Origin of the sequence: Rossellomorea sp. LjRoot5 (assembly GCF_964253455.1) — a bacterium.
In the GTDB taxonomy this organism is placed as follows: Bacteria; Bacillota; Bacilli; order Bacillales; family Bacillaceae_B; genus Rossellomorea.
Genome location: NZ_CAXUQN020000001.1, coordinates 3,853,756 through 3,865,742 on the forward strand (window position 1 = coordinate 3,853,756; position 11,987 = coordinate 3,865,742).

General features: G+C 47.3%; 11 protein-coding genes. 4 read left to right on the top strand and 7 right to left on the bottom strand.

The genetic code is table 11. The annotated features are described in order from the left end of the window. Positions 1-52: 52 nt before the first annotated feature. Positions 53-499 (bottom strand): GNAT family N-acetyltransferase, encoded by a 447-nt coding sequence (locus ACSQ2E_RS19810; RefSeq protein WP_435993427.1) that lies wholly within the window; start codon positions 497-499, stop codon positions 53-55. Positions 500-718: 219 nt separating this feature from the next. After that, positions 719-901 (bottom strand): SE1561 family protein, encoded by a 183-nt coding sequence (locus ACSQ2E_RS19815; RefSeq protein ID WP_034761313.1) that lies wholly within the window; start codon positions 899-901, stop codon positions 719-721. Positions 902-1,017: 116 nt separating this feature from the next. Between ACSQ2E_RS19815 and yfkAB the strand changes: the two genes are divergently transcribed. Then, complete coding sequence (gene yfkAB, locus ACSQ2E_RS19820; RefSeq protein WP_435993430.1) at positions 1,018-2,145, top strand: radical SAM/CxCxxxxC motif protein YfkAB; 1,128 nt, start codon at positions 1,018-1,020, stop codon at positions 2,143-2,145. 87 nt (positions 2,146-2,232) lie between these two features. Here yfkAB and ACSQ2E_RS19825 read toward each other — a convergent pair whose 3' ends face one another. From ACSQ2E_RS19825 to cax, 4 genes are all read right to left on the bottom strand, one after another. Continuing rightward, the gene (locus tag ACSQ2E_RS19825) at positions 2,233-2,409 is read right to left on the bottom strand and encodes a hypothetical protein (RefSeq protein ID WP_435993432.1); all 177 of its coding nucleotides are present in this window, start codon (positions 2,407-2,409) and stop codon (positions 2,233-2,235) included. A gap of 104 nt (positions 2,410-2,513) precedes the next feature. Next, entirely contained in the window at positions 2,514-3,356 is an 843-nt protein-coding gene (locus tag ACSQ2E_RS19830; RefSeq protein WP_435993434.1) for a YfkD family protein, read from the bottom strand. 231 nt (positions 3,357-3,587) lie between these two features. Continuing rightward, positions 3,588-6,047 (bottom strand): hypothetical protein, encoded by a 2,460-nt coding sequence (locus ACSQ2E_RS19835; RefSeq protein ID WP_435993436.1) that lies wholly within the window; start codon positions 6,045-6,047, stop codon positions 3,588-3,590. Between the two features lie 125 nt (positions 6,048-6,172). Then, a complete protein-coding gene (gene cax, locus ACSQ2E_RS19840) occupies positions 6,173-7,231 on the bottom strand; it encodes a calcium/proton exchanger (RefSeq protein ID WP_435993438.1) in 1,059 nt (352 codons plus the stop codon). A gap of 88 nt (positions 7,232-7,319) precedes the next feature. Here cax and ACSQ2E_RS19845 point away from each other — a divergent pair, with 88 nt between their 5' ends. Further along, complete coding sequence (locus tag ACSQ2E_RS19845) at positions 7,320-7,733, top strand: pyridoxamine 5'-phosphate oxidase family protein (protein ID WP_435993440.1); 414 nt, start codon at positions 7,320-7,322, stop codon at positions 7,731-7,733. A 138-nt stretch (positions 7,734-7,871) separates the two neighbouring features. On the opposite strand, the gene ACSQ2E_RS19850 is transcribed toward ACSQ2E_RS19845, so the two are convergent. After that, positions 7,872-8,255, bottom strand: coding sequence for an OsmC family protein (locus ACSQ2E_RS19850; RefSeq protein ID WP_435993442.1), 384 nt, complete (start codon positions 8,253-8,255; stop codon positions 7,872-7,874). A gap of 130 nt (positions 8,256-8,385) precedes the next feature. Here ACSQ2E_RS19850 and ACSQ2E_RS19855 point away from each other — a divergent pair, with 130 nt between their 5' ends. Both ACSQ2E_RS19855 and ACSQ2E_RS19860 read left to right on the top strand, forming a co-directional pair. After that, positions 8,386-9,570: an MFS transporter gene (locus ACSQ2E_RS19855; RefSeq protein WP_435993444.1), complete on the top strand. Its 1,185-nt coding sequence runs from the start codon at positions 8,386-8,388 to the stop codon at positions 9,568-9,570. Between the two features lie 213 nt (positions 9,571-9,783). Next, positions 9,784-11,700 carry a heavy metal translocating P-type ATPase gene (locus tag ACSQ2E_RS19860; protein WP_435993446.1) on the top strand — a complete coding sequence of 639 codons (1,917 nt, stop codon included), beginning with the start codon at positions 9,784-9,786 and terminating at the stop codon, positions 11,698-11,700. The last annotated feature ends 287 nt before the right edge of the window (positions 11,701-11,987 follow it).

The window sequence follows — 11,987 nt, forward strand, 5'->3', positions numbered from 1 at the left end:
CTCAATTTTCATTCATTATTATACTCCTATAAGAATAAGATTGAAAGGGATTTCACAATGGAATTTCCTTCTCGAAATAACACGAAACCTCGTCTTCTTCCATATAAGTAAACCCGTTATTTTTATAAAATTTGATGGCGTCCGCCCACTGTTTGTTTGTTTCGAGAATGAGTCTGTGTGCGCCAAGGGATCGCGCTTTGTTTTCGAGATGCTCGAGCATAAAGCGGCCAAGTCCACGTTTTCTGTAGGAGGATAGAACAGACATCCGCACAATGTGATACGTATCTTCTGATTCTTTCCGGATTGCTCCCGTACAGATGATGTGGTCATTCTCTTTACCTACAAAAAAATGATGCTGCGTACCATCATACTCTGTGGAAATGTCATGAATATCGGGGTTCAGTGTGTGATCGATGAATCCGAACCGCTCAAGGAATCCGGAGAGGATCACCTCTTTCGCCTGTTCGCTTTGTTTTTTTTCGATGGGTGTGATGATCATTGGGGTGTCGCTCCTTTAATAGATGGTTTTGTATTAAAGTTTGACATGTTGATAGGGAAATCCTGCTTGTGCATTCCTGTCTTATATGGGACATAGGATGGAAGATGGGGACATCAACTGTTAAGGGGATTTATCGACCGTTCTGCGAAAAACGACAAATACCGACTTCCCCCACCAAGGTCCGTCCCTCCAAAAAAATAAGAGTCCCACAAAGGACTCCTACTCACTCTTCTTAAATTGCTCGCATTTTACTTCTATGTCATCGATCATGGCGATCAGGCGATCGATATCGTCAATGTCCGCTTGTTCCGGGTCGATTGAGTCCAGCACGTCGACGAACAGGTTCAGGCGTTGTTTCAAATAGCTTACTTGTGAGTCTTTATCATTGATAGCTTTACCCAAGAGTTCTCTCTCCTTTCAATACGTTTACTATGGTAACCAATAACTTTCCGATTGACAAGGGCTGACCCTTTCTCAATAATGGATAGATGACCTAATATTAAAGGAGCTTTTTCAAAATGAAAACTGACACTCTCCCCAAGAAAATGTCGATTGACCATGACCCTTGGGAGGCTTATTTAGACGTGGATGAGCATGGTTATATTACGCTTTCCAATATCGAATTCACCACCACCACGCTTTGCAATATGAGATGCGAGCACTGCGCCGTAGGATATACATTATCACCGAAGGACCCGAGTGCCCTGCCAATTGAACTGATCCTCGGGAAACTCGACGACATCAAAACGCTCCGTTCCCTTAGTATTACCGGCGGGGAGCCGATGATGTCAAAGAAATCGGTTGAACATTACGTTCTCCCACTACTCAAGTATGCACATTCCAGGGGCGTACATACCCAGATCAACTCGAACCTGACCCTGGACCTCGACCGCTACTTGATGATCGCCCCGTACCTCGATGTCCTGCACATCTCCCATAACTGGGGAACGATCGATGAATTCATCGATGTCGGCTTTGCCAATATGGAACGGAAGCCAACGAGGGAACAGCGCCGTAAGCTGTTTGACCGCATGATTGAAAACAGCCGTGCCCTATCCGAACGGGGTGTGCTCGTGTCTGCGGAGACTATGTTAAATAAAAACACCCTGCCTTATTTAGAAAAAATTCATCGCCAGGTAGTCGATGAAATGAAGTGTGGGCGTCACGAAATTCATCCTATGTACCCTTCCGACTTTGCATCAAGCCTTGAAACTCTTTCATTGGAGGAAACGCGTGAAGCGATCTCGGATATTCTTAGGTTCCGCGATGAGAAGGTGTGGATGCTATTCGGCACTTTGCCATTTTATCCATGCAGCTCTTCACAGGAAGACTTGGATTTTCTGAAGGAACTTTATTCTGCGAAAAAAGTGAGTGTGAGAAATGACCCCGACGGCCGTTCCCGTCTGAACGTGAACATTTTCACCGGCGATGTCATCGTCACCGACTTTGGGGACACACCGCCACTCGGGAATATCACTAAAGATACACTGCCTGATATTTTCGAAAAGTGGAAGGAGCAGCCTCTCGCAAAAGAACTGAACTGCCATTGTCCCATGGCCCGCTGCCTCGGACCAAATGTACTCGTGAAGTCAATGTATTACAAAGATGTAGACTTTTCGAAGCGTGAAGCGAAGATTTCCCGATAAAATGAAGGTTGAAAGCTCAAATCTGTTATGGACTCGGGCTTTTTTTGGACGCAAAAAAACACCACGGATATTCATCCGAAGTGTTTTTTATCCTATGGGTTTGCGGTCGCTGTTTGAGGTGGTGATTTTTTCGAGTGCCGGGTCCATGACGTTGTATTTTTGTTTCTTTATTTCTGCGTAGATCCTCGCTCTTCTTGCGCCGAACCATACGCGAAGTGTGATGAATGCCACCAGCAGCCCGCCGAATAGTAATAGATACTCCATGTAAACCCTCCTTTAATTCAGAATATTCTAATTATTATAACATATTAACAGAAATAATAAAAGAGTGAAATTAGGTTTTACCCGATTTCACTCTTCCTTAAACATTATCTTGGAGATTCGCTTGCCATGAATCCGAAGTGGACATGATCTTGAACAGGAATCCAGGCTCCGACTCCTTGTGAGGTAACGTTTTTGACGACGATGGAGCGCTTGGTTCCTTTCATGACGAGGAACACTTCACCATAGGTTACTTTCCCTTTTTCGTTGATGGCTGGTGCATATGCATATAGGTAGCCCAGTCGTTTAGGAGAGATGTTGTACACTTGATCCTTTTTTGTCCCTGCCCCCACGATGGTTTGGAAGGCGAGTGGCAATTTTGATTTTTCCATGGCTTTGATGAGCATCATTTTTTCCACATCATCTGCATGGGGAACTTTTGCCGTGAGTCCACCCTTTACGACCTTTTGTGCTTCCTGGACGTAGTGAATTTGATAGTTGGATTTTCCTCCGCGGTTATCAAAGTAATTCGTGTTGACCTTTTGATACTCCCAGTTCGGGGAGGTTTCCGTTGATGCATAGTTCAGCGGCCATTCCCCAAGATAAATGGTGGCACGAAGCCCGATCGTCGGTGCTTTATTGACCGTGGACTCGTTCAGGATGCGGATCAGGTTCGGGTTTTCGATCCTCACATTGGAGGTCTCGATCAGCTCCTGACTCCATTCGCTCGGTTGCAGATAAGGCTGATCCTGTGTAGAATTTGGATACGTATTTTCCTTGGCGATATTCAATACTGAGTTCGGGATCTTCACGCTCGAATCCTCAGTTGATGCCGGTGCCTTCTCCGTTTTTGGCTTCGTTTCCTTTTTAGGACTGTTTTGGGCGTGAATCCCTGTAGTTGCAACGAAAAATGCGAGTATGACCATAAGAGCAGTGCGCATTAGTTTCATGTATTTGACTCCTTTCAAGCGTATAAGGGTTTGCCGTTAGTTTTTCCTAGAAGGTGCAGCTTATCCAAAAAACTTAATTTGAAAGAATATTTACAAAATTCTCATTTTGTTTTATACTATCATTATTGAAGCGGGAACGTCCGAGCTTCTCCTACAAAGCAAATCGGCGTTTCCGATCATTCCTGCATTCCCTATAAAAAGCCATGGAATCCCTAAGATTCCATGGCTTTTTTAATCGTCATCCATTTTTTTCGAAGAACAGGCAAGAATGGTGCAACCCGGATGGGATACGATCCTTTTTCCTTTCCAAAAGATGAATGCCCTGATTGTGATACTCTCGGTCATACCGTGTTTTGGGGTGATGTCTGCTGCATAATTCCCGTCTTTATCCGGGATCGCAGGATTTGGCATGATGAGACTTTTCAAATGTTCCTCCAGCACTTCAAAGTATACTTCGATCTGTTTCATATCTTCACACTGGACTTTTCCCGTGAGGCACCCTCCCCTGCAGCTTACAACCACTGGAACATTCAGGGATAAACACGGATGCGCAGTTTCCTTGAAATCTGAGATCTTCTCCTCTTCTTCATAAATGTTTTCAGTTTCTGCATTCGAAGACACGACGTCATTTGAACGACTTTCTTTATCTTCGGGTAAGTTTTCAGGAAGGAGCATTTCGCAGTCTCCCGGAGTTCCTCTGTCACACTCTCTAATCCCGCTACTTTCTTCCCAGCAGTCAATTGGTTCCATTTCATCCAGGTCGTCCTTTGGGTGAGAGCATGTGCAATGAATGTTGATTATTTTCTCCTCAACGATTATTTCCTTACCATCAATTAAGGCAATTGCCTGAACCACAGCTTCTCCGGATACATGTGAATCCGGGGTAAGCACAGCTTCATATTCCCCTTTTGCATTCGTTTTGATTTTATCGGGGGTAATGGACGCAACGTCAGGGGTGACTTTCAGCTTGATCCCGGCATTGGCGACAGGCCTTCCATTACAAGTGAATTTCCCTGTAATCGCTGCTCCTTCGCATTCTACACAATCCGGTACACATAAAGTCAGCTTAGGCTTTTCGCAAATGAGACACCCGGCGTAGACGAATACCATTTCCGATACCGCTTTTCCACCTACCACAGCTGTCGCCGTAAATGGGACCTCCCTGAATGGGGTATTCGGAGGAACAAAGGCAAGGGTTGAAAATTCCCCGTTCTCATCAGTAGTGACAACCTGTGGCTTAAAGGTTAACACTGGACTTGAAAACGAGACCTCTTTATTCGTCAGTGGAAATCCTTCACAGGAAAGACAGCCTGAAATGATCCCTTTACAATTCAGCTTTTTGTTCTCTTTTATATGAATCTTTGGATGCTTGCATCGACAATCGATGGTGATCTCCCCGGATGCGACGACCTGCTCTCCGAAGGCGGTGGCCGACGCTTTGATCATGATCGTTTCATGGACTCCGAGTCGTGGGCAGAGCTCGGTGACATATCTGCCTTCTTCATCGGTAAATGCCGGATTCGGATCGATCTCCACTGCACCTGGATCCGTGGCCGTGACCGTAAACGAAATCCTGGCATTCTTAACAGGCGCCCCGTCGCAAGTCAGCCTTCCCGTCAATTTCGTTCCTTCGCATGTGACGGTCTCACATGGGACTTCAAGGGTCAACTTAGGATTACGGCACTTTTTGCACCCTGCTATGACGGTATCCGTGGCACTGATGGTTTTCCCATCGATTACGGCTGTAGCTGTATAGGAAGCGGTTTGAAACGGTGTCCCTTTTTTCACGGTGACAACAGATGAAAATCTTCCGTTCTCATCCGTGACGGGATTCGGTGTCTGGAACATCAGGATGGATGAACCTGTCAATGTGACCGGTACATTCGCCTGTGGGACTCCATCACATGTGACCTTACCTGAAATGGTTGAGCGGCAGTCGATTTTCTTCAACTTGTTCAGCTTGATGGCCGGATTCTTACATTTCACACATCGCACAGCCACTTCCCTCGTTTTCGAAACGACCTTTAATCCGCCGATTTTCGTCACGGCCGTAATGCGGATCGTTTCATCCACATCGGGAAAAAGAACCAATGTCGCCGTGTATCTCCCGTCACTCTGTGTAATCGCGGGATTCGGGGTGATGACGACACGGTTGGAGGCGGATTCGATGATAAATGATATCGCTGCATTCCCGATTGCCTGGCCGTCACAAATAAGTCTGCCTTTGATCTGTGTGCCCTTGCAGCCGACCGGACAAGGAATCGGCTCGAGTGTCAGCACTGGGTTTTTACATAGGATACAATCCACTCTTACAAAAATCGTATCACTGATGGTCTTTCCGATCACGACCGCCGTTGCTGTGATCCTCACATTCGGTGTAATCGGTGTCCCTGGGGGCACGGTCACCCTCGTCGAAAACCGGCCCGTGCTGTCAGTGACCGGTGTCATATCCTCAAATACGAGCCCCGGAAATGAAGAGGTAAGCGTAACCGTCACACCTTGCAGGGGCTGATAATCGCACAGTACCCTTCCGCTGATGATGCCTTCGCAGCTGATGATGCCGATATCATCCAGTTGAATGGTTGGATTCGTGCATCCTTCGAAAGGAAAAATCCCTGGACATCCTCTCGGAGGTAAATCGATTTTGCAATCAATGGCTTTACCGTTCGTCGGTTTTTTCTTTTTTCTCACGCTACTCATTCCTTTACACAAAAACTCTCCTGTTATCTTATTCAAGAATGAGTAGGCGGTTCTCACGGAATTGATTTTCCCGCAAAAAGACCCGGCAGAAATCCTGCCGGGTCTTATCTTGACAACTATAGTAAATAAAATCCGATTCCCATGATGAAGTAAGCGGCTAGAAGGGTCAATCCTTCAAACCAATTCGTTTCCCCATCATTGGAAATGATCACTGTGAGCAGGACGGCTGAGACCATTGCCACGAGTTCCGGTAATGTAAACACGAGTGACATGCTTTTTTCAAAAAATAATGAAATCAGCACGAGCACTGGTGCGACGAACATGGCGACCTGCAGGGTGGATCCTACAGCAATCTCGACAGCGATATCCATCTTATTTTTATACGCCATGATTACGGCTGAAGCATGCTCCGCCGCATTCCCTACAATCGCTACAATGATGACCCCGATAAAGAGCTCGCTCCAACCGAAAGCTTCCCCTACTTCTTCAAACGTATGGACAAGGCGTTCCGATACATAGGCGACCGCAACAGTCGAGAGAGCGAGGATGAGTAACGCTTTCCCCTTGTTCCATTCTGGTTCCTCATCATGTTCGAGGGCTCCTTCGCTGTTCTCACTTTGATACACACCGCGGTGCGTCACGAGTTTGAAGAACAGGGCGAATAAATAAAGGAGAATCAAGATGACCGAAATCCCGATGGAAAGGGTCATCGTCCTCCCTTCATTCATATCCATGGAGAACACTTCCGGAATCACGAAGGCCACGATGATGGCGAACATGAGGAGCCCTGAGTTATGGCGCGCATCGAACACATTAAACTTTTGACGCTTGAACTTCACGCCTCCGACAAAGAAGGACAGTCCTGCCACCAGGAGAAGATTCCCAAGGACGGACCCGGTCAGGGAGGCCAATACGACCCCGATCAACCCTGCTTTCAAGGCAAAAATAGAAATGATCAATTCTACAGCATTCCCGAAAGTCGCGTTTAACAGCCCACCGATACGGGGACCCGACACGACGGCCAAGCTTTCCGTCGCCCTTCCCATAAACGCCGCCAGGGCAATGATCGTGACGCAATAAATAACAAACATAATGACACTTGGCCAATGAAGCAGAGAACCGATCACCGAAACCGGGACCCCTGCAAATACAAGCAGCGTAAATACTTTATTCACGTTTATGATCCATCCTTTTTTAAGAAATTTGGTTAAAACAAGTCTGTTTAGACACATTATAGATAGAACCTGATTAGGAGGAATATCCATGGCACAAACCTTAAAAGATAAAATAACAGAACTGTTTTCCCATCATAAAATTGGCACCCTTGCCACCATCCGTGACAATAAACCGTACTCACGGTTTATGATGTTCGATCACGACGATCTTACTCTGTATACGGCAACCAACGAACATGCCCACAAGGCAGAAGACATTGCACAGAACCCTCATGTGCACATTCTCCTTGGCTATGACCGTGATTCTGATCATGAACACTATGTAGAAATCGAAGCTGAGGCGTCCGTCGAAGACTCCCCGGAACTGAAAGCGAAATTCTGGAAAGAAGAGCTCAAACACTGGATCGCAAGCCCCGATGATCCCGAATACCAGCTCCTCAAACTCATCCCCAAAACCATCCTCTACTACTCAAAACCCGGCAGCGAACCCCAGGAGCTGTAGGTGTAGAGGACTCTTGAGGGACGGACCTTCAAATGGTTAGACGCATGGCCGTGTTCTTTCCATTTAGAGGTCCGTCCCTCTCCTCTTCACGCATTTCGCTCAAAAATCCTCTCATTGAGGGACGGACCTCACCTTTCTTTACCCCACCAACTCAAACGTTTCTTCAATCTTGATGCTGTCCTGCACCGATTGCACCATGGAGCAGTTTTTGCGTGTGAGCTTCATGGCTTTCTCGATCTTGGCTTCGTCAAGGTCCGTCCCTCGGATTGTAAAGTGGAGGGAGATGGCTTCGACGCGGTTGGCTTCGTCTTCGTTGCGGGTGACGTCGGCTTTGATGTGGATGTCGTCGAACTCGATGCGCATTTTTTCAAGTACTTTACGTAGTACGCCACCGCTGCATACGGCGACAGATGACACCAGTAATTGAAATGGGCGGAAACCATACTCTTCGTTACCCGATACTTCCAGCTTTCCAAACCCTAAATCACTGTAAAATCCGCCTTCTTGCATTTTATATTCCATTTCTTCATCATTCCTTCCTTAATATGCTAGTAGATGTTTTGATTTTACTCTATTCCCCCCATATTGCCAAACATTGAAATTGGGGGTACCATCAAAGAAGATATTTACTATGATTGGGAGTTTTGACAAAATGAATCAAACATTAGCCTTCCGTTTCAAGGTACTGGTCGGGATCGTCGCCATTTCCGGTTTCTCACAGGGAATGCTCCTTCCCCTCATCGCCATCATTTTCGAACAGGATGGACTGTCCTCTTCCCTGAACGGCTTAAATGCAACTGCCCTCTACATCGGAATCCTGCTGGCCTCACCATTAATGGAACGACCACTGCAGAAAATCGGCTATAAACCGATGATCATCATCGGGGGGATCATCGTTGCCGTATCGCTCTTACTGTTCCCGGTCTGGAAATCCTTCTGGTTCTGGTTCGCCCTTCGCCTTCTCATTGGGATCGGGGATCACATGCTCCACTTTGCCACCCAGACGTGGATTACGTCGTTTTCGCCGAAAGAACGCCGGGGACGGAATATATCCATTTACGGGGTATCCTTTGGGATCGGATTCGCCGTCGGGCCGATGATGACGCAGCTCATCACGATCCATCAAGCCTTACCGTTCATCATTTCTTCCTTATTAAGCCTGACGGTATGGATGTTCGTCTTTCGATTACAAAATGAATTCCCCGAAGAGCAGAACATCGGCAGCGCCTCGTTCCTCGGATCGTTCCATCGTTTTGGAAAGGTTCTCCAGTATGCCTGGGTCGCTTTGCTGCCGCCTCTCGGATATGGCTTCCTGGAAGCGTCATTAAATGGGAACTTTCCTGTATTCGCCCTGCGAAACGGTCTTTCCATTGAAGCCGTGGCCATCCTCCTCCCTGCTTTTGCAGTGGGAAGCATCATCTCACAGGTGCCCCTCGGTATTCTGAGCGATAAATATGGAAGACAACATGTCCTCCTCATTGTCATGATGATCGGATTCCTCTGTTTCTCGGCTGCGGGAATCGTTTCTGAGTCCACGGTCGGACTGTTCATTTGCTTCACGTTAGCCGGCATGGCTGTCGGTTCGACGTTTTCACTCGGCATCAGTTATATGACGGATCTCCTCCCGAAAGAGCTGCTGCCTGCCGGAAACATCATGTGCGGGATCTTCTTCAGCTTCGGCAGCATGATCGGCCCTTTCATCGGTGGAATCACGATCGACTGGTTCAAAGGGTCCAGCTTCTTCTATTTGATCGCCAGCATGATGCTGATGATTTTTGTGAGCCTCCTTGTCTTTTCCCTGCAAAATCGGCGTGGAGAAATAACCGAGAATAACTAGCACAAAATGCTTCCCATCCTCATATACATGTGGTAGGATTAGATTATAATAATTACAAATTACTAACTTTATATACTTTCAGCTAAGAGCACGTGCCGTTTTGCTGTCACCTTTCACTGGTGGCAGCTTTCGTCGTTTTATAGGGGTAATGACGTTGATTATTATTCTCAATGAGAAACCCCCATTTTCATTTACTAAAGAGGAGGAATACTTATGAGCTCACAATCCAAAGCACTATCCATGGGGACACCTAAAGATAACATACACTTCATTGAAAAAATGAAGCCTCATGCCGAATTGATCGCTGCCCTCATCAGCGGTGTGTTCATCCTAGTCGGCTGGCTGACATCCAATGAGGACTCAAGCATGAGCACCATCTTCTACCTCCTTGCTTTTGCCATCGGAGGTTTTGCGAAAGCGAAAGAAGGAATCGAAGAAACCATCGAAAACAAAGAACTGAATGTGGAAATGCTGATGATTTTTGCCGCCGTCGGATCCGCCATCATCGGTTACTGGACGGAAGGTGCGATCCTGATCTTCATCTTTGCTGTCAGCGGAGCCCTTGAAACGTATACGATGAATAAAAGTCAGAAGGAAATCTCCGCCCTCATGCAGCTCCAGCCGGAAGAAGCATGGCTTGTCACAGGCTCTGGCGAAAAGAAAGTCAATGTTTCAAGCCTCGAAATCGGTGATCACATCCTGATTAAACCGGGTGAACGGGTACCGACGGACGGTGTGGTCGTAAAAGGCACCACGTCCATCGATGAAGCAGCGATCTCCGGTGAAGCCGTCCCTGTGACTAAGGGGCAGAGGGATGAAGTGTTCGCCGGGACCGTCAATATCAACGGCGCCATCACGGTGGAAATGACCAAACCGAGCAGCGAAACCCTCTTTCAAAAAATCATCGACCTTGTCCAATCGGCTCAAAGTGAGAAATCCCCTTCCCAGCAGTTCATCGAACGCTTCGAAGGAACCTATGTAAAAGTCGTCCTTGCCGTGGTGTTCCTGATGATGTTCCTCCCTCACTTCCTCCTTGGATGGAGCTGGACGGAAACATTCTACCGGGCCATGGTCCTCCTTGTGGTAGCATCACCGTGTGCCCTGGTTGCAGCCATCATGCCGGCAAGTCTTTCGGCCATCTCAAACGGCGCCCGCCACGGGATCCTTTTTAAAGGCGGTGCCCACCTGGAGAACCTGAGTAACATCAAGGCGATTGCCTTTGATAAAACAGGAACACTGACGAAAGGGAAACCCGTCGTGACGGATATCCTGATTGCAGATACTATGAATGAACGTGACGTGATAAGCGCGGTTGCTTCCATTGAAAATCAGTCGAACCATCCACTCGCACAGGCCATCGTCGGACACGCAATCCGAGAGTTCAACGTACAACTATTCCAGCCTGATTCCCTGGAGGATGTATCCGGATGGGGAGTCAAAGCCCTTGTCGACGGATCAGAATGGAAAATCGGGAAAGCCGACTTTGTGGATAAACTGTTGGCAGAACGGTTTATGAACGGAGCATACGGAAGAATCGCCTCTGAAGGAAAGACGATCGTTTTTGTAGCAAAAGAAAATGAAATCGTCGCATTGATCGCCTTGAAAGACGTCGTCCGGAATGAAACCATCGAAGCACTGAAGCTTCTGGAAAAAGAAGGCGTCCAGACCATCATGCTGACAGGAGACAATGGAAAAACGGCCCGTGCCATCGCAGAAGAAGCGGGCGTCGCTTCTTTTATTGCCGAATGCCTGCCGGAAACGAAAGTAGACGAACTGAAAAAGTTGAAGGATCAATTCGGTACGGTCGGTATGGTCGGAGACGGAATCAATGACGCACCGGCCCTCGCAACGGCCAACGTCGGAATCGCCATGGGAGAAGGCACCGACGTCGCCCTTGAAACAGCCGATGTCGTACTGATGAAAAACGACCTGACCCGGATCGCCGAAGCCATCAAGCTATCGAAAAAAATGAAGCGCATCGTCCAGCAGAACGTCATTTTCTCCATCGCGGTCATCATGCTGTTGATTGCCTCCAACTTCCTGCAGATCCTCGACCTCCCCTATGGAGTCATCGGGCATGAAGGAAGTACGATATTGGTTATTTTAAATGGATTACGTTTACTGAAATAATGATAAGGAGCATCCAGCCTTGGTTGGATGCTCCTTTTTTGCATGAACGACCAATTTATCCACATGTGAATACCCCCCTCCCACCATCGGACGTTATCCACAACCTCACACCCACTACTAAACAACTATCTCTCAATTCCCCGCCCCCTCCTCCTACCAAGGTCCGTCCCTCTCACCATTAATATTTTACTAAAATACTATTTTGTTATTGCTTTCTTGAAAGGGATATCATAAAATGTGTTTAGCTAGTGCAAACGGTTGCATCTACCTTGCACCCATTTTTATGT